Source organism: Chthoniobacter sp. (assembly GCF_040003245.1).
Classification (GTDB): domain Bacteria; phylum Verrucomicrobiota; class Verrucomicrobiia; order Chthoniobacterales; family Chthoniobacteraceae; genus Chthoniobacter.
This window is the reverse complement of the sequence record NZ_JBDUCX010000007.1, coordinates 1-25002: the sequence shown is the minus strand read 5'-3', so window position 1 is coordinate 25002 and position 25002 is coordinate 1. Positions and strand designations below refer to the sequence as shown.

The following is a 25002-nucleotide window of genomic DNA, read 5'->3' as shown; positions in this document are numbered from 1 at the left end:
AGATTTCAAATTAGGGCACTACCGAGCAAGGAAACGGAGCCCGGAGCCATTTCCTTACATTTTTCGTATTTTTCAGAGGCGTAACCGCGGAATCTCGGGCTGAATCGATGCTGCCGGCACTGTTCACGAATTTTGCGCGGCGATGAGGGGTGTAGGGCGGGTCTCCTCACGCGCCGGGGAGAGTCCGAATTATCGAGGAGGCGGGCAACATACGACGGCAGGGGCAGGCCAAAGGCCTGCAACAAGCCAGCCCATGGCAGAGCGAGCTTGGCGAGCGTCGCCCTGGGAACCGCAGCCCACGAACGACGAGCCCTGAAAGGGCGAAACAGAAGTCTGCGCGGTAGCCGACCGATCAAGCGATTGTGGCGCCCACGTTGGGGCTGGGCGCTTACTCGATGCGAGACCCAGGGCGACGCTCGTGCCTCGCTTTGCCCTGGGCTGGCTCGTGGCCGGGCCTTTGGCCCTCTGGCTCGCCTCTCACCCGGAATTATACCGCGCATGAGACGCCACTCAGCCGCTGCTTGTTTTCCCCTCGGCCAGCGACATAGTCCCGGCACCCCCATGCCCCGTCGATTGCTCCTCATTTGCCTCTTTTTGCTGGGCGCCTGCGTGGCTCCGGCGAAGGAGCCCGCCTTTGACCAGTCGCCGCACGATTACTGGCAGCGGCCCTTGGGCGACCGCTTCACGAAGCTCAAGGAAGACATCGAAGCGGGGCGTCTCGTGCTCGATGGAAGTGGCGGGGAGAAGGCCTTTTTGCTCAACCTGCTCCGCACGCTGGACGTGCCCGCAACTTCCCAGATGCTGGTTTTTTCCACGACCAGCCTGCAACTGCGCCTCATCACGCCGGCCAATCCGCGCGCCCTCTTTTTCAACGAGGACGTCTACGTCGGCTACATCCCCGGCGGGCGCATCGAGATCGTCTCGCTCGACCCAGCCTTGGGCGGCATCTTCTACATCTTCGATATCCCGCGGGGCGCCGAGTCGATCCGCCCCGAACGCTCGAATCGTTGCATGAATTGCCATGCCGCCGAGGACACGGGCAACGTCCCGGCGCTGGTCATCAAGTCGGTCATTCCGGGCATTCGCGGGGGCAGCCTCGATTCCTACCGGCACGGCGAAACCGGGCATGGGGTGCCTTTCGCCGAACGCTTCGGCGGGTGGTATCTTACCGGGGCGCAAAACTTCGCCCCGCACCTGGCCAACGTCATGGGCCAGCTTTCGCCGGAAGGGCTCACGAAGTATCCGCTGGAGCCCGGCACCCGTTTCGATTACGCGCGCTATCCGGTGGCGACCAGCGATGTCCTCCCGCAACTGCTGCACGAGCACCAGATCGGCTTTGTGAACCGCGCGATCACCGCGACGTATCACACGCGGGCGCTGCTGGAAAAAGGGTCGCTGGACGATGCGGCCATCACCGAACTGAATGCCCAGGCGCGTGAGTTCACCCGCTATCTGCTTTTCGCCGACGAAGTGCCCTTGCCGCCGGGCGGGGTGCGGGGGGAACCGGCCTTCAAGGCGGATTTCGGGCGCACCCGCCACGCTGATCCCCAAGGCGCGGCGCTCAAGGACTTCGACCTCCAGACGCGGCTGTTTCGTTACCGGTGCAGCTACATGATCTACGGCGCGGCCTTTTCCGGGTTGCCGCCGGAATTCAAGCAACGCGTCTATCGCCGCCTCGGCGAGGCTCTCGACGTCGCGCGGCCCGATGCCGAGTACGCCTACCTCCCGCCAGTGGAGAAACAGGTCGTCCGCGGCATCCTGCGAGCGACGCTCCCGGATTTACCGGCAGGCTGGTAGCCCGCCGCATGGAAGGCACGACTTCCGGGGAAGGGAATGCTGCAAAAGACTGTGAAAAGAACGCCCGCGAATCACTCGAATGACACGAATGAGAAAGATTTCATTCGTGTGATCCGTGTGATTCGCCGGCCAAAGTTCCCAATTGACCGACTTATTTCGCAGCCTCTATTCGCCCACAGCGGCATGAAATCTGTTCGAGATAGTCACCTAGTATGAACCGGGACATGCCCCAGCGATCGACTGCTTCGCGCCCGAGTTGGGTGCCCTATGGGATTCTGGCCGTCGCCCTGCTCCTGACGCTGATCGGCGCCCGGGGGATGGCGCGGCTCGAGCAGGCGAAAGAAAAGGCCCGGTTCGAGAATGCCGCCGAGCGCACGCAGCAACAATTCCAGCAAGTGATCAATGGAAACCTAATTCTGCTCGATGGCTTGCGCGGGCTGGCCGCCGCCAAACTCGGAATGGGGCCGGAGCAATTCCAAGCCTATGTGGATGCGCTGCAACTACGACAGCACTACCCCGGCGTGCAAGGCATGGGATTCGCCTGGGGCATGACCCAGGAGGGCAAAGCGGCGAACATCGAGAAGGCGAGGAAGGACAATCCCACCTTTCACATCTGGCCCGATTCCGACCGCAACGAGTTCGTTCCGATCCTTTATCTGGCCCCGGCGGATGCCCGAAACACCGCCGCGCTGGGCTACGATCTTTATTCCGATCCGACCAATCGGCCGGCCATGGAGCACGCCGCCGCCACGGGGCAAACGACGGCTTCGCCCGTTTTCGCGGCCAGTTCGCCAGCCGCCGGGAAAAAGTGGACCGGCTTCCTCCTCCTCGCGCCCGCCTACTATACCGGGCATGTCCCCCCCATCGCTGCAGAGCGGATGTCGCAACTCTACGGCTTGGTCTTCTGTTCCTTCGATCTCGAGGATTTCTTCCAGGTGTTTTCCGCGGCCCGCGCGGCGCCGGAAATCACTTTCCAGATTTTTGACGGTCGGGAGGCGGATGCCGCGCACCTCCTCTATGACTCCCGGCCTCCGGACGCTCGCGGGCCCGGGAAATACCCCGTCTTGAGCCGCACTCTGGCCGTGGCCGACCGGACCTGGACAGTCGCGTTTTCCAAGCACCAGGAGTTCATCAAGGGGTCGGGCTACGCTCTCCATCCGTTCATCGTGCTCTGCGGAACGGTGGTCAGTTTTTTGCTCTTCGGTTTGGCGTTGGCCCAGGCCAAAGGCCGCACCGCTGCGGAAGAGCACGCGGAAGTGCAGCGCCTGGCGGAAGCCCGGTTCCGCCGTTTGGTCGAACAATCCCTCGTGGGCATTTACGTCATCCAGGACGACCGATTTGCCTACGGCAATCCCAAGATGGCGGAGATCCTCGGCTGCACGCTGGAGGAACTCAGCTCCCAGCCCGTGTTTGATTTCATCGCGGAAGACAGTCGCGCGCTGGTGAAGGAGAACCTCGAAAAACGTCTACAGGGCGAAGCCGAGAGCATTCACTATATGCTCCATGGGTTGCGCAAAGACGGCAGGGTGGTCGATCTCGAAGCCCACGGCGGCCGGACCGAATACAATGGCCGGCCTGCCATTCTCGGCTGCCTCATGGACATCACGGAGCGGAAGCAGGCGGAGCAAAAGCTGCGGGCGCAACTCAGCCGGCTCGATCTGCTCAGCCGCACGACGCGCGCCATCGCCGAACGGCAGGATCTGGCCAGCATTCTTCAGGTCGTCATCCGCAGCCTGGAAGATCACCTGCCCGTGGATTTTTGCTGTGTCGGTCTTTATTCCGACGCCGACAAAACGCTGACCGTGACGGGAGTCGGTGAGCACAGCGCAGCGCTCGCGATGGAACTGGCCATGACGGAACAGGCGCGCATCGACATTGACCAGAATGGCTTGTCCCGCTGCGTGCGCGGTCAATTGGTCTACGAACCGGAACTCAGCCAGATGGCGTTTCCCTTCCCCCAACGCCTGGCCGGCGGCGGGCTGCAGTCCATGGTGGCGGCCCCGTTGCTGGTCGAGAGCAAAGTCTTCGGCGTGCTCATCGCGGCCCGCCGGGCGGCGCAGGGTTTCAGCAGCGGGGAGTGTGAGTTCCTGCGGCAGTTGAGTGAGCACGTCGCGCTCGCCTCGCACCAGGCGCAGCTCTATCGGGAATTGCAGCAGGCCTACGACGAATTGCGCCAGACGCAGCAGGTGGTGATGCAACAGGAACGCTTGCGCGCGCTCGGCGAGATGGCCAGCGGCATCGCCCACGATATCAACAACGCCATCTCCCCGGTGGTGCTCTATACGGAATCGTTGCTGGAGAAGGAGCCGAACCTCAGCGAGCGGGCGCGCGACAATCTGCAAACCATCCGGCAGTCCATCCAAGGCGTGGCGGAGACGGTGGCCCGCATGCGGGAGTTTTCCCGCCCCCGGGAACCGCAGTTGACGCTGGTGCCGGTGGATTTGAATCGACTCGTGCCACAAGTCGTGGACCTCACCCGCGCCCGCTGGAGTGTCGTGCCGCAAGAGCAGGGGATCGTGATTGCATTGCGGACCGAGCTGGCCGGGGAGTTGCCGGCCGTGATGGGGGCGGAGAGCGAAATCCGGGATGCGCTCACCAATCTCATCTTCAACGCCGTGGATGCCATGCCCGGCGGCGGAACGCTGACCTTGCGCACCGGAACGGCGGAGGAAGCGTCGGGTCCGGTGGGGTTCCTGCAACGGGTTTACGTGGAGGCGGCCGACACGGGCGCTGGCATGGATGAGGACACCCGGCGTCGCTGTCTGGAGCCGTTCTTTACCACGAAAGGCGAGCGGGGCACGGGCCTCGGCCTGGCCATGGTCTACGGAATGGCGAAACGGCACGGGGGAGATGTGCGGATCGAAAGTGCGATCGGCCAGGGGACCACGGTGCGCTTGAGTTTTCCGGTCCCCAGCGAGGCTTCTGCCGAAATAGTCCATTCTTCTGGGATCAGTGTGGTGCCTTCGCGGCTGCGCATCCTGGTCGTGGACGACGATCCAGTGGTTTTGCATTCGCTCCGCCAGACGTTGGAATCCGATGGCCACGTGGTCGTGACGGCGAACGATGGCCAGAAAGGCCTCGATGCGTTTCGCCAGGCGCAGGAGAGCGGGGAATCGTTCGCGGTGGTGATTACGGACCTGGGCATGCCGCGCGTGGATGGGCGCCAGGTCGCCAGCGAAATCAAGGCTGGGTCGCCATCCACCCCGGTGATTCTGCATACCGGCTGGGGCGAGCGGCTGGTGGCGGAAGGTCAGGTTTCGCCGCATGTGGACTATGTCCTCAGCAAGCCGCCCAAGCTGCACGAACTGCGCGCGGCTCTCGCGCATTGCTGTCCGCCCGCGAAGGCTTGAGTCGCGTCGGGAATAAGACGACAACGATGTCCATGGCAGCTCCCCCAACGGCTCGGATCCTCATCGTGGATGATGAAGCACCCCAAATGAAGGCGCTTTGTGAGACGTTGCGGGATCATGATTACGAGACGGTGGGATTTACCACGGGCCAGGCCGCTCTGGTGGCTTTGCGGGAAACGAAGTTCGATTTGCTCCTCACCGATTTGATGATGCCCGGGATGGACGGCATCGCGCTGCTGCGGGCGGCGCGGGAAACGGATCCCCATCTGGTAGGCATCCTGATGACCGGCGCGGGCAGCATCGCCACGGCCGTGGAGGCGATGAAGGCGGGAGCGCTCGACTATATTCTCAAGCCTTTCGAGCTGAGAGTGATTTTGCCGGTGCTCTCCCGCGCGCTGGCTATGCGCCGGCTCCGGCTGGAAAACGCCGAGTTGGAAAAACGGGTGCGCGAACGCACCGCCGAACTGGAGGTGGCGAACAAGGAACTGGAGGCGTTCTCCTATTCCGTTTCCCACGACTTGCGCGCCCCGCTGCGGGCCATCGACGGCTTTTCGAGTATCCTCGACCGGGATTTCCGACATGGCATGCCGGACGAAGCGGGCCGCCTTTTGGATAGGGTGACGACGAGCGCGCGTCGCATGGGCCAGTTGATCGACGATCTTCTGCGCTTTTCACGGCTCGGCCGGCAGGCGCTGGCCAGGCGCCCCGTGAATACTTCCAACCTCGTGCAGGCCGTTCTGCAAGATCTGCGCAAACTCCAGGGCGACCGGAATATCGAAGTGGATGTGGGGGATCTGCCGGAATGCGTCGGCGATCCGTCCTTACTTCAACAGGTGTTTTACAACTTGCTAGCCAATGCCTTCAAATACACCTCCCGAAAAAAGGAGGCGAAAGTAAATGTCGGCCATCGGATGGAAAACGGCGAAGGCGTCTTTTTTATTCAGGACAATGGGGCGGGATTCGACATGCAATACGTCGACAAGCTCTTCGGCGTCTTTCAGCGGCTGCACCGGGACGAGCAGTTCGAGGGCACGGGCGTGGGCTTGTCCATCGTGCAACGTATTGTCCATCGCCACGGAGGGCGCGTCTGGGCGGAAGGCGAACTGGACTGCGGGGCGACCTTCTCCTTTACGCTCCCGCCCCCGGATTTGCCCGCATCGCCCTGAACGGCCTTCCAACACTGTAACCGTCGGTGAGTGGTAGTTTTCTGGAATAAAAAAAGCGCCTCCCACTCATCGCAGGAGGCGCTTGGAATGAGAACGGTCGAGGCTTACTTCTCGAGCGGCGCACCGGCATCCTTCCAACCGGAGATGCCGGCGGAGAGGTGCTTGATGTTGGTGTAGCCGAGTTCCTTGGCCACCTTGGCGGCAGCCGAGTAGGCGTTGCAGGTCGGGCCGCCGCAATAGGCGACGACGAGCGCGCTCTTGTCGGAGGGCAGCTTGCCGGCGAGGGCGGCTTTCTGCGACTGGAAGTCGATGGCGCCCGGGATGTGGCCGGAAGCGAACGAGTCGGAGCCGTTGGCATCGATCAGGGTGACCTTCTTGTCCGCGATGGCGGACTTGAGTTCCGTGATGCTGATGTCGGGATATTCGCCGGCATGGAGTGCGACGGCACCGAAGACAACGGCGAGGAGGGTGAGGAATTTCTTCATGTGGTGGATGGTTTTGGTTTTGGATGTGTCCGCCTCCACCGCAGGAAGGCGGCGAAGCGACCCGCGAGCCTTCCCCATCCGGATGCAGGAGCCCCGGAAGGCGAAGAAACCCACGAATTTGGTTACGGACGTTGCAACGCTATGGATGACCCGAAGTTTCGCAACTTCTTAGTTTCCCGCGGGCAGCTCCTTGATGCGGATGTGCCGGTATTCCATCTGGTCACGGTCGGCTTCGAGGCCGATGGGGCCGGTTGGGGGGAGCTTGAGCGCCTCTTCCAGCACTTCGCCGTTGCAGGTGCAATGGGCGACGTTGTCCTTCACCACCACCTCGATTTCGTTCCATTCCTGTGGCTTGTACTTGGTGAGGGTCTTGTAGGGGCCGGCCACCAGGTAGTCGCGGCACTGGAGCTGGGGCTTGCGTAGAAAGATGCCGCTATCCGCGTTCACTACCGCGCGGAATTCGATGCGCAGGATGAAATCCTTCGGGAACTCCTGCGCCGTCCAGAACTGGCGCAAGCGTGGGCCCTTGGCGGCGTCATGCGGGTGGACGGTGAGAATACCGTCCTTGCCGGAATAGCGGCCATCCGTTGCCTCGGTCTTGCCGTCGAGGACATTGGCCGGCTCGTCCAGATAATGCCAGCCGGTGAGGTCCTTGCCGTTGAACAGACTCACAAAGCCCGCTTCGGGCTTCCAGTCGTCGGCGAGCAGAGCAAGAGGGAAGAGCAGGATGGCAAAGAGCGGGGGGAGGAATTTCATGGGGAGGGAGTTTTGTGAGGGCGGGTGGGGAGAGGCAAGGGGAAAGGATGAAGGGACAGGGTGCTGCGCGATTTTTTCTTCCGCCTTCATCCTTCCGCCTTCATCCTTTCCCCATGTCTTCCCCCCGCATTCGCACGACGACCGTCGGCTCGTATCCGCTGCCCGAGTGGCTGGCGGCGCTGCCCAGTGAACAGGCCCGGCTCGATGCCACGCGCGTCATCTTTGGCATTCAACACCAGGCCGGGATCGATCTCCCGACGGATGGCGAGCTCTACCGCTTCGACACCAATCACCCGGATACCAATGGGATGATCGACTACTTCGTGCGTCCGCTGGGCGGGATCAACGCGGCGGTTGGGGTCACGGCCTGGCGGCGCTTTTCCGGCACGGCCAATATGGGCTTCCGCCGCAAGCCGGCGGGGGTGGTCACCGGCCCGGTCACGGAGGGCTCGCTGAATCTCTTTGCGGATTGCGCCCTCGCGGCCTCGGTTGCGCCAGGGCCGTTCAAGTTCACCGTCACCAGCCCCTACATGCTCGCGCGGACGCTGCTCGATGAGCACTACCACAATTTCGAGCGCCTCACCCTTGCGCTGGCCGACCTCCTCGCCGAGCAGGTGCGCGAACTGCCCTGCGCCTGCGTGCAAGTCGACGAGGCGAATGTCACCGGCAACCCCGAGGACGCCGATCTCGCCGCGGAGGCGATCAATCGCGTGCTCGACGCCGTGCCGGTCGAGCGCGCCGTGCACTTCTGCTTCGGCAACTACGGCGGACAGACCATCCAGAAAGGCGAGTGGAAGAAGCTCACCGGCTTCCTTTCCAAGCTGCACACGAACCATCTTGTTTTGGAAATCGCCCACCGCCCGCCGGACGACCTCGAAGCCCTGCGCGACGTCGACCCGCGCATCAGCCTCGGGATGGGCGTGATCGACGTGAAGGTCAACCACATCGAAACCGCCGACGAAGTCGCGCGCCGCCTCGAAGCCGCCGAGAAAGCCCTCGGCGCCGGTCGCATCGGCTGGGCGCATCCGGATTGCGGTTTCTGGATGCTCAAGCGTAGCGTCGCGGACCGCAAGATGGAGGCCTTGGTCAAGGGACGGGACCTTTACCTCGCGCGGTAGCAATACTACGTGTAGCGCGCCAATTCTTTCGTCATGTAGGCGACGGAGAAGTCGATGAAGGCGCTCACTCGGGCGGGCAAGAGGCGTTGTCCGGCGTAGACAACGTGCAGCGGGACGTCCTTCGCTTTCCACTGCGGGAGCACGCGCACCAGTCGCCGGGCGCGCAGGTCTTCGGCGATGAGCCAATCCGGGAGAACGGCGAGTCCCAGACCGGTGAGGGCGGCTTCGCGGATGCTCGTCAAGCCTTCCGAAATCAGGATAGGCGAGATGCGGAGGGTCTGTTCGGTGTCGCGGCGGGAGAAAAGCGTGACCTCCTTCGAGCTCCAGAATTGAAAGCCGCTGATCGAAACCCAGGGCCAGGATTTCAAGTCGTCCGGCTTTTTGGCGAGGGGATATTTTTTCACCAGCGAAGGCGCCGCGGCGAGATGGAGAACGATGGCGCCGGCGGGCCGGGCCACGACGCTTTCATCGGCAATTTTGCCGGGCAGGATGCCGATGTCGCAACCCTCGCGTAGCATGTGCAACGGACGATTGGTGAGCGCCAGTTCCACCGTGACCTTGGGATGGAGCTGCAAAAAGCTGCTGACCATCGGCGTGACCGTCCATTGGCCCCAGTCGATCGTGGCAAACAAACGCAGGTGGCCGCTCAACTCCATTTGATCCTCGCGCAGACGCAGGTCCGCCTCGTCGGCGTGGGCGAGCAGGTTCCGGGCATCCGTCAGCAAACGCTGGCCGGTCGGGGTGACGCACATCGCGTGGGTATCGCGCCGCAAGAGGGCCACGCCGCTGTGTTCCTCCAATGCGCGCAACTGGCGGCTCAACGTCGGTTGGGAAACCTTCAAGCGCCGCGCGCCCGCGGAAATGCTGCCGCACTCGACGATGCAGACGAAAGCGCGGAGCAGGGAGAGATCCTCGAACGCGGTCATGCAGTTTGTGAATAGCTGATATTGGCAATCGACGGCTACTCGGCAGGCAACGGCCGGCGAATGATGGCGCCGCTATGAATACCAATTCTTCCATCAAAAAAAGCAACGGGAACAGCATGAAAATCGTGGTCATCGGCGGCAGCGGGCTGATCGGCAAAAAGGTCGTAAAGAACCTGCGTCAGCAGGGCTACGAAGTTTTGGCGGCATCCCCGTCCTCGGGCGTCAATACGGTGACGGGCGAGGGATTGTCGGAAGCGCTGGCCGGCGCGCAGGTCGTCGTCGATGTCGCGAATGCTCCGGTGTGGGAGGACAAGGCCGTCCTGGAATTCTTCGAGAAGTCCGGCCGCAACCTTCTGGCCGCGGAAGCCACCGCCGGTGTCGGGCATCACGTGGCGCTGTCGGTCGTCGGCACCGAGCGCCTGCTCGAGAGCGGCTACTTCCGCGCAAAGATGGCCCAGGAAACCCTGATCAAGGCTTCGCCGATTCCCTACACCATCGTCCGCGCCACGCAGTTCTTCGAGTTCGTGGGCGGCATCGCCCAATCCGCGACCGAGGGGCAGACGGTGCGGCTGCCGCCGGCGCTCTACCAGCCGATGGCGTCGGAGGACGTCGCCGCTGCGGTGGCGGAAGCCGCCGTCGCCCAGCCTGTGAACGGCATGATCGAGGTGGCGGGCCCTGAGTCGATCGGCCTGGACGAAAGCGCCCGGATGTACCTGAGCGCAAACCACGACGCGCGGACGGTGACCACGGACGCCAACGCAAAATACTACGGCGTCGCGGTTGACGATCAGAGCCTGAGGCCCGGCGATCACCCGCGCCTCGGCGCGACCCGTTTTGAAGACTGGCTCAAGACCGCGAACTAACACTCCAAAGGAACAAACTCATGAACACAAAAACAGAATTTCCAAGCGCAACCACCCTGGCACCACGCGCCCGCTGGAGGAACGTGACGCTACTCCACCGTATCCTCTTGCTTTCGTGCGCGGTCGTGAGCGCCTCCGCCGCCGAACCGATGGCCCAGGTCAAGACCTTGATGACGAAGCCCCTGCCCAATATCGCGGGCAAGGAAGCCACCATGCTTTTGGTGACTTATCCTCCGGGTCCAAGGACCACGCCCATCGCCACAATGCGAATGCCTTTGTCTATGTGCTCGAGGGCTCGATCGTGATGCAGATGAAAGGGAACCCGAAGGTGACGCTTCATCCGGGGCAGACGTTCTACGAAGGTCCCAAGGGCGTTCATCTGGTGGGGGAAAACGCCAGCAAGACGAGGCCGGCCAAGTTTCTGGTGCTCCTGGTCAAGGACAGGGGTGCGCCGATCTTGGTGCCGGTGAAAAATTAGCCGTTCCGGGAAATCGACCGTGGCGGCGGCGGCGTCGACGCTGCCGGTAGGCGACCTACTTGTTCGCTTCGTCCGCCGCCGCCTTGGCCTTGTCCAGCATGCGGCGATAGGTCTCGTTGTTGACCTTGGACTCATCGATGCGGTTCAACTCGGCGCGCGCTTCGGCGGTTTTGCCCTGGCGGCGCAGGATGTCAGCGATGGCGACGGCCGCGGTACATTGCTTGAAGACGTTCGAGGTGTCATACACTTGGCGATAGGCGGCCATGGCTTTCGTGTCGTCCTGCAGAAGGTCGTGATAGGTCGCGCCCAGCGTAAGGAGGGTTTCTCCCTTGAGGTTTGGATCGGTGAGATACGATGCAGCGAGGAGGAGATCCCGCGCGGCCCGGGCGCCGTCCCTGGCCAGGTACCCAGCCCGGCCACGGGCGGCGGCGGCATCGCCGATTTTCCAGAAGGGCCATTTCGAAATATCTTCGGCTCCAAACTGCTGGATGGCTTGCGCCGCTTTGGATTGATCGAGCAGATTCTGCATCTGCACCGTCTTTTTCACCGCGTCGATGGGAATGCGCGCGGCGAGATCATCCGCGACGGCAAACCTCCCCAGGCGGCCGGCGATGGCGGCGGCCAGTTCGAGCCCGTGCGATTGCTGCAGCGGAGTGGTTTTTCCTGAGGCGGCTGCGGTGTAGGCGGCGAGCGCTTCCTCGCGGTGGCCCGTGCGCGTGAGTTCCGAGGCTTTGCGCATCGCTTCCAGAAAATCATCGTCTGGTGCAGCCGCCTCGAATTGATGCGACAGGCCGTCGTAGAAGGTCGCAAATTTCATGGCGTGGTGAAAATCAGCCGCGCCTGTCGGGGAGAATGCGCTGTATTCCGCGCCATCGTCGCGGAGGCGCTGGCGGCAGATATTGATATGCCAGGGCAGACTGACCGTAGGCTTGTGCCCGATGATCTGGTGCAGCGGATCGTTCTCGTCCTCGGTGATGGGCAGCCGCACTTCGATGTCCCAATGGTCGTCCTCGATATGGGTGGCGATTTCGGCATTGGAATCCCAGGTGAACCACTTGTCCCTCGTCGCGGACCGGTCGAGATCGGTGATCATGCCATTCGGGCTGATGGCGATCTGATAGTAGGAATGGGATTCCGTTTCGATGAGCAGTTCCACGGCGTCGCCATACCAGAGCGAGCTGTCGTCCTTGCGTGTGGCGCCGATAGGGAGTTTCTCGCCGCGTCGCTCTTCGCAGCGGATGCCGAAGTAGAGATCGTGCCCGATCCAAAACGACTTTACGGTCGTGCCGAGGGCAGGCGGCCGGCCGGTTTCCAACTCACGGAGCTTGACGGTGGAAGCGGCCGGGCATTTTGTCCACGCCTCCTCGTCGAGCTTGCCGTCGATGGTGATTTTCCCGCTGGGGTCTTGAACGAGACGCAGCACGGGCACGGGGCCGCGGAGACGGCCGAGTTGCTGCGATTTGTTGCGCAGGCCTTTCAGATAATCATCGAGGAGCGCGAGGCGCTGGGCGTAGACCCCATCCGCTTTCGCTTTGGCCTTCTCAAAAAGGGCCAGGGCGGTGTCGGCCTTGTCTTTCTCCTTTTCCATGGCCTGCCAGTTTCCCTCGCAATAGTCGAAGAAGGCATTCATCTCCGCTTCGGCGGGCCCGCAGAAGAGCCGCACGTATTCGCGAAACATGGCGTCCACATCCGCATTCCTGCCGCCCCAGTACATGCGGGTGGTGAAATAGATCAGGAAGTGATTCAGCCCGGCGCCCTTTTTCTCAAAATCCACCGGCACACTGAGCCAGATGTCCTCGCCCTGCGATGTTCCTTTCGTCGCGTTGATGCTGGCCCCCAAGGTGTGCGGCGTGAATGACGGCAAGTACCAACCGCGATCGGTGAATGGGTAGTTTTCGAAGATCAGGACCGGGTTGTCCGTCTTCGCCTGCCAGCTTTCGCGGAACTTGCGCAGCTCTTCCATTTCCTCGGGCCGGGTGCTGGTGAGTCGGCGGCCGCCCACGATGCCGACGACGACGTTTGGCTCGAGCTTTGGTATCCCCAGCGGCGGCAGCGAATAGATTCCGTAGGCGCAGTTCAGGACTTTTTTGTCCGGGTGTGTCTGGCGCACTTCCCGGGCGACGCGATTCACAAAGCCCCAGATGTAATCCGAGGCGAGTCCGCGATTCTCGCGTTCCGGCGAATCCTTGCCTGTGCAGAGGGGACACTGGCAGATGGCGGTGTAGCCATCGGGAGGCATGATGGACACGACGTCCATTTTGAAATGATCGAATTGGGCGCGCACGTTGCGCACGGTTTCGGCGATGAGTTCTTCGTTCGAGTAGCAGAGGTGGTTGTTGGCCCCCCGCTTGAAAGTTCGCTTTCCGCCCACCTGGGCGAACCAATCGGGATGCTGGGCGAAGACCTCGTCGCGGTCCGTCATCTCCGCCATGCCGTGGGCGATGCTGAAGCCATAGGGATGGCGCACACCGAGCCGCATTGCCCACTGCGCCAGGTCTGCCCCATGAACGCCGAAGGTGATGTTCACCTGGCGGATGGGAAAATCGGGCCGCACGGTTTCGTCGACCTTGGGCAGGGCGATCGTCTTCAGCGACGGCATCACTTCGCCCAGGTTGCCCGGCATGTACCAGCGCGCGCCGAGCTTCATCACGAAACCGCACACCGCGTTGAACGAGCCGCGCTCGTCCTGGCTCCAGAGGTAGAGAGGCGGCCGTTTACCACCCGGCGCCCGCTCGGCGTCGGGCAATCCCGTGGCGGCGGGCACGCCGAAGCGATCTTTGTAAATCAGGCGGTTCGGTAGGCCCCACAAGGCACCGGTCATGTGATCCCATTCCGATTGCGACTGGCCGCTGGTGAGGTCGGCGTTGCCCTTGGCCCATGGCTCGACGGGCGTGAACTCCGTGTCCTCGCCGAGGAGGGCCAGCCAATCGGCCCCGGAGACGATGCGATAAGCCCCGTCCTTCAGCCTGTCGGCCGTGATACCAAGCTGATCGGTGTAATTGCTCCGCCCGACGAACACGTGCACCGCCTGGGTGCTGGGACTGGTGACAATCGGCAGATGCGCACCGCTGATTTTTTCCATGTCGTTCTGCAACTCCTGCGCAGCGAGTCGCACGGTGCGGGTTGGCTTTTCCGCGATCACGATTTCGGAACGCGGCCGGCCGTCTTCCACGAGGAAAACATCGGCGGCGCGCAGCGCCGAAAGCGATGTCAGCAGCAGCGTGGCGAGAACTCGTAGCGTGTGATTCATTTCGGGGGATGGCAGATGCGCTGACGAAATAGTAAATCTGCGGCACTCACGCCTGCTTAGTGAACAAAAAGCGAGGTCGCGAACAGGACGCTTTTGATTCGCCAAGTGTCGAGGGGGGCGGGATATAGTCACCCGGCTTTGACACCTCCGGATACTGATCACTACGCGACTCTCGGCCTCGATCGTCGCTGCACGCTCGCGCAAATTCGCGCTGCCTATCGGTTGCTCGCCAAGCGGCACCATCCCGACGTCAATGGAGGATCCGCACAAGCCACCGAACGCGCCAAGGCCCTCAACGCCGCGCACGATGTCCTGTCCGATCCGGCGCGGCGCCGGGCGTATGACCGGGAACTCGCGGAGCGTGAGGCGGTGACACGGTCGCCCGTCGGCGCGCAAAAGATCGAGCGCAATATTTCCCAGGACGCGAATTTGCGGATCGAAGACTTCCTGCGCGGAACGACCCTGAGCGTGCGGGTGAACGATCCGGCGAATCCAGATGGCCCGGAGATCTACAGCCTCCTCGTTCCGCCCGAGACCGCGCCGGGGACCCGTTTTCGGCTGCCGCGCAGCGGAGCTTTCGCGGGCGGATTCGTTCAGGTGCGCGTCAAGGCGCTGCCCGGTTTCCGTTTCAAGGCGCGGGGATCGGACCTGCGCTGCGATCTGCGCATCCAGGCGCGCCGCGCGGAGCAAGGCGGCACCGAAATGATGGCGGGTCCTACGGGTGCGCCGCTCCGGGTATCCATCCCTGCTGGCATCGGTCGCGGCGCCGTTTTGCGCATTCCCGGGGAGGGCCTGCCCAAGCCGCGCGGCGGTCGAGGCGATTTGCTGGTGCGGATCATGTATCGTCCCGAGGTCCGCATCTCGCGATCCATGGGGCGCTGAGCCCGCATCACTTCATGACAGACCCGATCCGTAACTTACCCTCGCCAGCAGGCTGGAATCTCGACTCCTCGTATGGCCGGCTGCCGACGGCGTTTTACGCCCGGGCCGCCCCGACGCCGGTGAGCGAGCCCAGGATGGCGGTCCTGAATCGTCCGCTGGCGGAATCGCTGGGGCTGGATGCGGACCAGATCGATGACCCGGCCATCTTCGCCGGCAACACGCTGCCGCCCGGCGTGCAACCGCTGGCGCAGGCTTATGCCGGGCATCAGTACGGGAACTTCACCATGCTGGGAGATGGCCGGGCAATTCTCCTCGGTGAGCAGGTGACTCCCGAGGGCGGACTCTTCGACATCCAGCTCAAGGGTTCGGGACCGACACCGTTCTCGCGACGCGGTGATGGCCGGGCGGCGCTCGGACCGATGCTGCGGGAATACATCATCAGCGAGGCCATGCATGCGCTGGGCATTCCGACGACCCGCAGCCTCGCGGTCGTGACGACGGGAGAGCCGGTATTCCGCGAGACACCACTGCCGGGCGCCGTGCTCACGCGGGTCGCGTCGAGTCACATCCGGGTGGGGACGTTTCAATACGCGGCCGCCCGTGGAGAAAAGATGCTGCTCCAAGCCCTCGCGGATTACACGTTGCACCGTCACTACCCGGAAGCCGCGGCGGCCCAACATCCCTGCTTCGCCGTGCTCGAAGCGGCGATCGCCCGGCAGGCGGCGCTCCTCGCGCGCTGGCAGCTCGTGGGCTTCGTCCACGGCGTGATGAATACCGACAACATGGCGCTCTCCGGCGAGACGATCGATTACGGCCCGTGCGCCTTCATGGATGCCTATGACCCAGCCACGGTCTTCAGCTCCATCGACCGCTACGGGCGCTACGCTTACGGTCAGCAGCCGGAAATCGCGCAGTGGAATCTGGCCCGGCTGGCCGAGGCCCTCCTGCCACTGCTGCCCGGAGACGAACCGCAGGCGGTCGAGATGGCCAATGGGGCGATCGAAGGTTTCGAGATTCACTTCCAGCGCCACTGGCTCGCGGGCATGAGATCCAAGCTCGGCCTTTTCAACGAGGAGAGTGATGACGCCGCCTTGATCCAGTCGCTGCTCGGCTGGATGCAGCAGACGAAGGCGGACTTTACGAATACCTTCCGCGGCCTGGGCGATGCTTCCTCGTCCGCCCTTTTTCCGGACGCCGCCGGGAACGAATGGCACCAGCGCTGGCAAAGCCGATTGAGCCGGCAGCCGCAGTCGGCAGGGGAAGCGGCCGAACTGATGCGGCGCCACAATCCCGCCATCATACCGCGCAATCACAAGGTCGAGGAAGCGCTGGCGGCAGCGGTCGAAAAAGGTGACTTGGGGGTGATGCAGCGACTGCTGGCCGCCCTGGCGCAGCCCTACGATGCAGCCCCACGGCAGGCCGAATACCGTCTGCCGTCTGGCTCGGGGTCCTACCGGACATTTTGCGGCACGTAAGGGAGTGTGCAGAGCATCGGAAATCGGACAATCCGCCGCCGGAAGACAGCAGCGGATGGGCTCCAGTCGGGCCGTGGACTCACGCCGGAAGCAGACTGGCGCAAGCATTTTCCGGGCGTGCCAGTCGCACCGCCCGCACCTGCCGCTCCTGCTCCCGTGGTGACCGCGCCGACGGTGAACAAGAGCCAGATCACGACACCAACCGTGAACACTCCGGTCAACGCCACGCCTGCGACCAAAGCCGCGGTGGCAAACCAGGCCGGCGCACTTCAGCAAGCCGCCGGGGTCGCTCTGCGCGAGAACAATGCCGCAGTTGACCAGGCGACCCGAGAGAACGCTCAGGGCGTTTCGGCGCAAAAGTCCGACGTTGCGAAGGCAACGCCGAATATCGCTGCGGGTAATCAGGCCGTTGTCTCGAACGATCGCGCGGCCGAGAAGGTGATGCCATCCCTCGGCGACACGCGCCGCAATGCGTTCGGCGGAACGGAGACCTTGATGCCTTCGCAGAGCGGCCCGCGCTGGGTCGGGTCGACCACGGGCGCGCCTCCCGCTACCAACTTTCGCCCGGGCGACTCGGGCACGAACTCGCTGGCCGATCACGTGCAGGTGCATGCGAAGCCGCTCGCCGCTCCGGTCACTGGACCCGGCGGCAATAAGTCGACCGACGCGGCCAACCTCGCCGCGAACAAGGCAATGTATACGCCTGGCGGAATGAGTGCTGGAGGCTCGAAGGCCGATCCGCTCCAGTCGGAATCGATTCAGCACGCGCTCGACAACGCCGCCGGCACTGACCCGGAAAAGATCGCGAGTGCAGCAGGGACGGGCAAAACGGTGCAGACGGCTTTCGGCCCCGTTGCATCCCGAGATGCTTCGCAAGATCATCAAAATGCTGAAATGGCAAAGGCGCAGGCGACTCCCGGGATTCCTGGCATTCCCGAGACGCAAGGCGCGAGCAACGTGGCGAAAGTGAATCCACCGGTTCCCGCGAGCCCCGCGACTACGCCTCCGACTGGTGCTGATATCGGGAATGCGGCTCAGGTCGCCGCGCAAGGCACTGGAGCGGCCATCCGCGGGGTTGGCGATAGCGTTGGAGGCGGTCTAAGCGCGGTGGCTCAAGGTGCGCGCACGGCGTTCGGGAGCATGGTCGATACCGCAAAAAGTGCCGTGGGAGCCGTTGCGCAAGGCGCGAGCAACGTGGCTGATGACCTTCTGAAAAAGGGGCGCACAGCTTTCGGTGATTTGGTTCAGCCGTTGAAGGACGCGATCTCCACGCGGGCGGATGCAGGCAACGACACGCCGAATCTGGCCGGCGGATACATGCCAAATTCCACCACTTGGGATGCTACGGGCGAGAGCGGAAACGACAGAGCTGGTGACGCAGCTTTGGTGTCCAACATGAAGGCCGCGATGATTGCTCAGAAGAACGACAACGCCAGTGCGGTCGCTGAAGAGCGAGGCAATATGAGAGCTGCGGGATTCGGCAACGAGCAGGTCACCTCGCCCCTGCGAGCCACCGAAGTCTTGAACCTGCAGAGTGGCGCTCAAACGGTGCTGCCGGGCGATCGCATGCCCGGCGATCGAACGGCTTTTGGCGTTCCAAATTACGCCTCTGGAATCAAGCCTGCGATGGCGCGCGAAAAGGCTGCAATCCAGCACGGAGTTGGCGGGGCGCGACCGGGCGACAAGCCAGAGGCGGTGCAATTTCCAGGCATCGGGCCAGCCGTCATCAATAGCGGTGAAAAAGTGGTGCAAACTGCCGCCGGGCAGCCAGCCGTTTTGAATCGGGACATGATGAAGAAGGGCCGCAGCGCTTTTGGCGACTTGAATCAGCCGCTCAAGCGCGCTGTGAAGAGCCAGCCAAAGCGGGCAGACCTCGTGCATACGTCGCGCTGGAATTGAGCACTTGAAATTATGACCCCTGCGTATCAGGCCGTGAGCATTGGTTCTGTTTATTGAGATGGGCTGCCTAAGTTATTTTTACCCATGAGCCAAATGTCGAACGGCTTCAACGATGAAGAGGACGACAGCGAGCGCTTGCCGCTGGCTTCGGAGGACCGCGGTTCGGAGAGTCTCGAGAGTCCTGCTTTTCAGCAGGCCAAAGCCGACACGACCGTAGCGGACGCAGCGGCAGCCTCGGAAGCGATCGAGCCGGCGACCGATTCGGGCGGTACCGCGGCCGAGACTGAGACAAGTGCGCCCGCGGAGGAATCGACGCCAGCGGAAACCAGCCCGGCCGCTGAAACTCCAGCCGCGCCCCAAGCCTCTCCGCGCCCGGTAAAGCAGCGCGTTGGCAGCCTGTCCGATCTTCTCCCGGCGTCGCCCTACCCCGAGGGTTACGCGCCGCGCAACGAATACGCGGCGCAGTTCGCGGCCGATGAGGAACGCCGGGCCCGGGACAATGAGGCATCGGCGCATCGCCTCGCCCGTGAGATCAATACCTCGGACCCGTATCAGGCTGAGGACGACGGTCGCTGGGTGCGTCGCACTGCCGATCCGCTCACCGGCGACATTCACGAGGTCGATTTGCTTGCGTCCGGTCAAGGCAAGGTCGACCACGCGACCGGCAACATCCTCGTCAAGACGAGCGCCGGGCCCGTGGTCATCGGGCAAGATCCGCAGGTCACCGCTCTAGCTCAGCTTTTGCAGCAACGCCGGCTGATGAGGAGCGACGCTGACCAGTTTAAGACGAGCATCGCCACCACGAAGGCGAACATGAACGAGATCGACGCGCAGATGCAGGCGTTCGGTCCGTTGCCGGATGCCTTGCAGAAGCGGATGACCAGCGCCCAAGCAAACGCGTCGCTCAATCCGAACGACGATAAGTATAAAGAGAAGCTGGTCGAAGCGCAGCAGGCTCTCAGCACCTGGCGCGCGGCGAATCCGAATTATGAGTTTCTGGATCGTCAACGCGATCAATTGGACGCGTCTGTGCGGCAGCAAACCCAGTCGTTTCAAGACAGCCAGCGGACTCTCAATGAGAACCTCGCGAACATGGCGTACGTTCGGGCCGTCGGCCATCTGCCGCCGGCGAACGCGGCGATTTCCACGGCTGCGGACGATGTTCCACTGGCGAAGATTCAGAGCCGCGCGGCTGAGATCATCGCCGGGCAGCAAGGCTTGTCGAACGTAGATGCGATGGCGCAAGCGACGCGCGAGGCGCAGCAGGCCGGTGCGAAGACCATCGGCGGAGTCGACGTCGGCGCCACGTTGAAGAACCTAGCTCCTGCTGCTCCGCCACCGGCGACGGAGAAGCCGCAAGGATTCTGGAGCGCCCTCGGCTCAACGTTGTGGCATGGCTGGAAATCTCCCGAGGCCGCCGGTCCAGTTCCAGGAGCGGACATGAGCCCGGATCAACTGCGGCAAGCCGTGACGTCGGGCGCATTGACCCGAGAACAAGCGGCCGCGGCGATCAACACGCAGACCGCCAAGGCGCAATCTGCCGCCGACGTGCGCGACAATGGGGTGAATCCTTTCCTTGATTTCGGGACGCGATTGCTGGCGGCGAATTCCCAGACTCTCAATCGAGCGGCCGAGGGCGTGAGCCGCGTGCTTGCGCAAAATCCAACCGCTGTCGGCTTTCTCGCGCCCGCACTCGGCGCCTTGCCGAAAGACGTTCCGAAGAAGGTTCTCGATTCTTCAACGGACTGGTTCAAGCAGAATGCCGACGGGATGAAGGCACTGGCGTCCGGTAAATGGGGCACGGTCAACCCGGCCTACAATAACTCGGTCGAAGGCGCCGTTGCCGAAGGCCTCGGAACAGTGCTCGCGACAATCCCGGCGACGACGCTGGCTACGCTGGCAGCGCCCGAGGCTGCGGCGGCAGGGACTGTGACGCTTCTCGCCAAGGCCGGGCAGATCGCGCTGCACTCCATTCCGATCGCGGTGCAGTTCGCCTCGTCGGCATCGGCAGACGCCTTCGATGAAGCCAAGCAGCAAGGGAAGAGCGACGACCAGGCGACACACGAGGGCGGCATGGCCGCGCTGAGCACGCTCAAGGCATTGCCGCTCTACATGGCGGGCGGCGCCGGCGCGACTGCGATTGAGAACGCGGTGCTACCGAAGGTGGTCAATCCGCTCACGCGTTTCGCGAGCCATCTCTTCCTGAACGGGGCGATGAACATGGCCGCATCCGCAACGCTACGAGGCATGGAAGGCGGGCAACTCGCCCCGGACGCGCGCGGCATCGCACAAGACATGGCGTTCGCGCTGCATGGCGCAGTGAGCACGGCCCATCAACAGTCCGGCCTGAACGCCTACGTTCCCGTTGCGCGGAACATCGTCAGCGGAACCGATGCGGATTTCGCGACTTATTCCAAGATCGCGGCGGATGAGAGCGTGCCTGCTGAGGCGCGTCAGAAAGCCGGTGAGTGGGCCCAACAGATGCAAGCCAACGCTTCGAAGTTCCTCGACCAGATGGGGCTTTCAGGTGGCGCCACGAAGGGAACGCCGGCGGCGGCGAAAGATGCGACCGCGGCCGTTGCCAAGGCGGACGACCTCCGCGCGAAAGTGGCCACGGCTCAGGGCGCCGGAGACGCGGCAGCGACCGCCAAGAACCTCGATGCGCTGAAAGCAGCGGAGGACGACGCGCACAAGAATTCCCAGGCGATGATGCTGGCCATTCCGACAGAGACGCGAAAAGCCATCGCCAAGGCGGTCAGCCCCGACATTGATTTCGACGCAGCCGAGGAAGGTCTCGCCGCCAGTCATATCCAGCATTTTGGGCTGATGAGTATCGGCGAGGGGGTTCGCGATGCCTATCTCACGCCCGATCGCGAAGGGGCCATTGAACGCGTGGCGAACTCGGCGGGTGCCGACGATAAGGTGGCCCGGGATTACACGAACCAGATGATCGGACTTCGCGCGGTCAAGGATCTGGAGAGCGTTCTCACGGGCGGTTCGATTGCCGCCTCGAAGGCAGCGGCTTTGGAGAACGCCGGGCTGTTGCACACGACCACGGAGCCCGACGGTTCGAGCAAGATGCGCGTCACTGAAGACGCTCTGCCGCTTCTCTCCCAATCGCTGCAAAAGGCGACGGCGATCCACAGCGACAAGCTGGCTTTGACGCAAACCGCCGGCAATCCTGCGGACGCGCTGGCCCAACACGTGAAGATCGGCATGGGCCGCATGGGGCAGACTGCCGACGCTCTCGTGCAGAAGGCGAATGCTCCGAATCCGGATCGGAGCTTCCGGGTGCGTGTCGTGAGCCGCGGCGACAATGCGGGTGCACAGCAGCTCGACACGATCGACATTTCCGCTCCCGATGCTGGCGAAGCCGAGAAACGAGCACGGGCTCAAGTCGAGAGCACAGGCCGACTGGTCAAGGTCGCCCGTGCACAGGAATTGAAGGCTGCGACGTCAACGGCGAAGGCATCCCAAGGTGAGGAGCCAGCCAGCACCACAGGGCAAACAGCGCCATCAGAACCAATGCCCCAACTGCAAGGGGAAGAAAATCCTCAGGTCGCTGGCGCATTCGGAGAGCAGACCGCGCCTAAGGACCAAGGTCAACATCGCGCCCTCGACGCCGACGAGATGACGGGTGCCGTGCGCCGCGTCTACGGCCTGAATCAAAAGCTCTTCGCCGAAGTCGGTATCAGCGCGCCCGAGATCGACCCCGACTCTGGCCGTGCGATCTATTTTGACCCGAACACGAGCAAACTGATCATCAACCCCAAGTTGCTCGCGGAGGAATCGGCCAACCTGGCGAAACGTGGATTCAGCACTGCGGACTGGGTCGCCAACAGCGTCCGCGAGGAATTCCTGCACGGTGTGCAAATCGAAGCCGAGCGCCGGGCCGGCCGCGAGTGGCAGCAGACTTACTCGGACCTGTGGAACGACCCGGACCTTGACCCGGCGCTGAAGGAAGGTGCCGGCAAGGCCTATCTCAATTTTGACCAGCTCTCCGATGCCCAGAAAGGCGCGGAGGCAATGCGCATGGTCCTCGACGGGCGCTGGAAGGGGACGATCACGGAGCGCGTCTTTCGCGCGGTTCAATCCTTCGTCGACTATCTCCGCGGCCTCGAGCCATCGGCGCAAAAGAGTCAGATATTCCGCGACGTGCTCAGCCGGGCCGAGAAGGTGCTTTCCGAGGCGCAAGAGCGTGCGGCCAAACCTGCAGAAGCCGTGGAGGGCGCGGATACCACCGGGGGGACGGTATCCGCGCCGGAGGCTGCTGAAGAAAAGAAAGGCAGCACGCAGGTCACGTTGCCGCCAGCCGAGGCGAAGCCATTCCAAGAGTTCGCTGCGTCAATTCCGGATAGCGATGTTTACCGCGATCCAGAAAAACCAGAGAAGGACGGGCGCGAATTCGAGCCTCACGTCACTGCGCTCTACGGCCTGACTGGCGAGGGAGATACCACAAACGCAGTTCGAGAGGCGATCAAAGGCCATGATCCAATCACGCTGACTCTCGGCAAGATCAGCAAATTCAGCAACGCCGACTCGCCATACGACGTTCTGAAGATCGACGTCACAAGTCCGCAGCTTCACGCGCTGAACAAGACGCTCCGCAAGCTCCCGCACAAGAACGATTACCCAGACTACCATCCGCATTTGACGCTGGCCTACGTGAACAAGGGTGCGGCGGATGAATACGTCGGGGACGCGCGCTTTGAGGGAAAGACGATCACGATCCCAAGCCTCACCCATTCGAGCGCTGATCGAGTGAAGACAGATATTCGGTTGACGCCGGATGCTGAGAACCGTCCTGTCTCCAGTGATGAGCGAGAGCCTGCCAATGCTGAGACTGCTTCCGAGCCCGACTGGTCCGTTGACGGGGGCGGCGAAGTATCGGGCGAACATGGCGCGGACGAATCCGGAAGCCTACCGGCAGGAGATGGAGAGGAAGGCCGCAGTGATGGCGATAGCGAGCATCGACGCGATGCTGAAACACAACAGCCGGCAATTGCGGGACAAGCACCTGTCGAGGATCATGGGGGAACGGGCGAGGCTGGTGGGGAAGATGTTTCACCACATGAAGGCGATCGGGCGCTTGATGAATATCGACGTGAATTAGCCGAAGGGGCGATGCCGTCGACAGCCCGCGTGTCGCTCTACGATGCGGTGCGCCAACTGGGTGGGCTGCCATCCCAGTCTCACAAGCTCTGGGGCCATTATGGCGAGGAGCTTTCTCGCGTTCTCGACGCCTTTCGCGGCCACAACAAGCGGCGCGAAGCCGCGAACCTGCCACGGCTGAAGAACCGCACCCTATTCAAGGAAAGCGCCAAATCTCCCGACGACCTGGCGCAACGACTCGGATTCGACGATCCGAACGAATTGCTGGCGGCGCTCGAGTCGGAACTGACCACCGGCAAAACGCACTGGATCAATCCTGAGGCACGGCGCCGGGAGGGCATGGCGAGTGATGATGAACTGGCCGCATCAAAGACGAAAGACACCGGCACGATGGACCTTGGCCTTGGTGGCGATGAACCGGGCGGGCCTTCGCTCGATACCGTCAAACTGTCCAAGGAGGCCACGCCCCGCGAGAAGGTGTTGGCCGATCAATGGAGCCGACTGACCGCGAAGATGCGCGACGGCGGCACACTGACGCCACAGGAGCAGAATGTTTACATGGTCGCAGAGAAGGAACTCGGGCAGAAATATCTCGTCAACCTGGACGATACCGGCCTCCAGCGGAGGGCCGGTGGGGAAGAAGCCCAAAAACAGCGCGAACAGGCTGCGGCGATCAAGGCTGGCCAGAGTAAACGACTCACTGGAGGGGCCGGTGAGGATCAGACCGATATTTTCAGCGGACGGCCAGAGGACAAGCAGGGGAACGGGATGCTGTTCGCGAGCGGCACGCGTTCCGAGGAGGCGGACCGGGATGCCGCCAAGAGTCCGCAGGATCGCGCGATTGCGAACGTCGGCCTTGCGCTCCACATCGCCAACGAATACCGCAACATCCCTGGCGTGGAATTCGGCGACGTGGCCGGCGAGGCAAAGCACGCGCTGATCGACGCGGCGCGCGGCTACCCGGCGGACGCCAGCGTTTCGTTTGCGGACTACGCAGGCCGGGCCATTCGCAATCGACTGAATGATCTTTACGGCAAGGAGAGTCGATACGCCGCGCACAACGAGACGACTCTCGATGAGCCGAAGGAGGGCGAGGACGGTCATGAGACCGCAGCGACACGAATCCCCGGCGCTGATGCTGCGAGCGTTACCCGCCCCATTGACCGGACCGAGACCAACAAGGCGCTGATGGATGCGGTCCAATCGCTGGCGCCGCGGCCGCGCGAAGTTTTGATGGCTCGTCTGCGCGGCAAGAGTCTTGAAGAGATTGGACGCGACTACCTTGGCGGCGTGAGCAAGGAGGCGGCGCGCAAGACCGTAAATGCCATCATGGCACGAGTGAAGGCGAACCTCGCGGATATGGGCCTGACGCGTGTTGAATCCGATGGAGTACTCGCGGCGAGCACCACGGATCAGACGAAAGCCGTCCACGAAGATTTCCAACG

At 63.0% G+C, this 25002-nt stretch carries 13 protein-coding genes and 1 pseudogene; 10 read left to right on the top strand and 4 right to left on the bottom strand.

Annotated features, from left to right (window positions below; all coding sequences use genetic code 11):
* Positions 1-561: 561 nt before the first annotated feature.
* From ABJF10_RS01830 to ABJF10_RS01820, 3 genes are all read left to right on the top strand, one after another.
* A complete protein-coding gene (locus tag ABJF10_RS01830) occupies positions 562-1797 on the top strand; it encodes a hypothetical protein (RefSeq protein WP_348542804.1) in 1236 nt (411 codons plus the stop codon).
* 224 nt (positions 1798-2021) lie between these two features.
* Positions 2022-5147 (top strand): CHASE domain-containing protein, encoded by a 3126-nt coding sequence (locus ABJF10_RS01825; protein WP_348542803.1) that lies wholly within the window; start codon positions 2022-2024, stop codon positions 5145-5147.
* 32 nt (positions 5148-5179) lie between these two features.
* Positions 5180-6313 (top strand): response regulator, encoded by a 1134-nt coding sequence (locus tag ABJF10_RS01820; RefSeq protein WP_348542802.1) that lies wholly within the window; start codon positions 5180-5182, stop codon positions 6311-6313.
* 104 nt (positions 6314-6417) lie between these two features.
* Here ABJF10_RS01820 and ABJF10_RS01815 read toward each other — a convergent pair whose 3' ends face one another.
* Positions 6418-6798 carry a rhodanese-like domain-containing protein gene (locus tag ABJF10_RS01815; protein ID WP_348542801.1) on the bottom strand — a complete coding sequence of 127 codons (381 nt, stop codon included), beginning with the start codon at positions 6796-6798 and terminating at the stop codon, positions 6418-6420.
* A 168-nt stretch (positions 6799-6966) separates the two neighbouring features.
* A complete protein-coding gene (locus ABJF10_RS01810) occupies positions 6967-7554 on the bottom strand; it encodes a DUF1080 domain-containing protein (protein ID WP_348542800.1) in 588 nt (195 codons plus the stop codon).
* 113 nt (positions 7555-7667) lie between these two features.
* On the opposite strand from ABJF10_RS01810, the gene ABJF10_RS01805 reads away from it, so the two are divergent.
* Complete coding sequence (locus ABJF10_RS01805; protein WP_348542799.1) at positions 7668-8672, top strand: cobalamin-independent methionine synthase II family protein; 1005 nt, start codon at positions 7668-7670, stop codon at positions 8670-8672.
* 5 nt (positions 8673-8677) lie between these two features.
* Here ABJF10_RS01805 and ABJF10_RS01800 read toward each other — a convergent pair whose 3' ends face one another.
* Positions 8678-9598, bottom strand: coding sequence for a LysR family transcriptional regulator (locus ABJF10_RS01800; RefSeq protein ID WP_348542798.1), 921 nt, complete (start codon positions 9596-9598; stop codon positions 8678-8680).
* A gap of 116 nt (positions 9599-9714) precedes the next feature.
* Here ABJF10_RS01800 and ABJF10_RS01795 point away from each other — a divergent pair, with 116 nt between their 5' ends.
* Positions 9715-10461, top strand: coding sequence for an SDR family oxidoreductase (locus ABJF10_RS01795; RefSeq protein WP_348542797.1), 747 nt, complete (start codon positions 9715-9717; stop codon positions 10459-10461).
* Positions 10462-10610: 149 nt separating this feature from the next.
* Positions 10611-10939 (top strand): annotated as a pseudogene (locus ABJF10_RS01790) (cupin domain-containing protein).
* Between the two features lie 55 nt (positions 10940-10994).
* Here ABJF10_RS01790 and ABJF10_RS01785 read toward each other — a convergent pair.
* Positions 10995-14189 carry a DUF4838 domain-containing protein gene (locus ABJF10_RS01785; RefSeq protein WP_348542796.1) on the bottom strand — a complete coding sequence of 1065 codons (3195 nt, stop codon included), beginning with the start codon at positions 14187-14189 and terminating at the stop codon, positions 10995-10997.
* 138 nt (positions 14190-14327) lie between these two features.
* Between ABJF10_RS01785 and ABJF10_RS01780 the strand changes: the two genes are divergently transcribed.
* From ABJF10_RS01780 to ABJF10_RS01765, 4 genes are all read left to right on the top strand, one after another.
* Positions 14328-15071, top strand: a complete 744-nt coding sequence (locus ABJF10_RS01780; protein WP_348542795.1) for a DnaJ domain-containing protein — start codon at positions 14328-14330, stop codon at positions 15069-15071.
* A 14-nt stretch (positions 15072-15085) separates the two neighbouring features.
* Positions 15086-16546, top strand: coding sequence for a protein adenylyltransferase SelO (locus ABJF10_RS01775; protein WP_348542794.1), 1461 nt, complete (start codon positions 15086-15088; stop codon positions 16544-16546).
* A 159-nt stretch (positions 16547-16705) separates the two neighbouring features.
* Positions 16706-18445, top strand: coding sequence for a hypothetical protein (locus tag ABJF10_RS01770; protein WP_348542793.1), 1740 nt, complete (start codon positions 16706-16708; stop codon positions 18443-18445).
* An 84-nt stretch (positions 18446-18529) separates the two neighbouring features.
* Positions 18530-25002: sigma-70 family RNA polymerase sigma factor (locus ABJF10_RS01765; RefSeq protein WP_348542792.1), on the top strand; the 6473-nt coding region annotated here is incomplete at its 3' end.

Coding starts and splice junctions, on each gene's coding strand:
- ABJF10_RS01805 (WP_348542799.1), top strand. CDS start 7,668: ATGTCTTCCCCCCGCATTCGCACGACGACCGTCGGCTCGTATCCGCTG.
- ABJF10_RS01810 (WP_348542800.1), bottom strand. CDS start 7,554: ATGAAATTCCTCCCCCCGCTCTTTGCCATCCTGCTCTTCCCTCTTGCT.
- ABJF10_RS01830 (WP_348542804.1), top strand. CDS start 562: ATGCCCCGTCGATTGCTCCTCATTTGCCTCTTTTTGCTGGGCGCCTGC.
- ABJF10_RS01815 (WP_348542801.1), bottom strand. CDS start 6,798: ATGAAGAAATTCCTCACCCTCCTCGCCGTTGTCTTCGGTGCCGTCGCA.
- ABJF10_RS01795 (WP_348542797.1), top strand. CDS start 9,715: ATGAAAATCGTGGTCATCGGCGGCAGCGGGCTGATCGGCAAAAAGGTC.
- ABJF10_RS01825 (WP_348542803.1), top strand. CDS start 2,022: ATGCCCCAGCGATCGACTGCTTCGCGCCCGAGTTGGGTGCCCTATGGG.
- ABJF10_RS01785 (WP_348542796.1), bottom strand. CDS start 14,189: ATGAATCACACGCTACGAGTTCTCGCCACGCTGCTGCTGACATCGCTT.
- ABJF10_RS01800 (WP_348542798.1), bottom strand. CDS start 9,598: ATGACCGCGTTCGAGGATCTCTCCCTGCTCCGCGCTTTCGTCTGCATC.
- ABJF10_RS01820 (WP_348542802.1), top strand. CDS start 5,180: ATGGCAGCTCCCCCAACGGCTCGGATCCTCATCGTGGATGATGAAGCA.
- ABJF10_RS01775 (WP_348542794.1), top strand. CDS start 15,086: ATGACAGACCCGATCCGTAACTTACCCTCGCCAGCAGGCTGGAATCTC.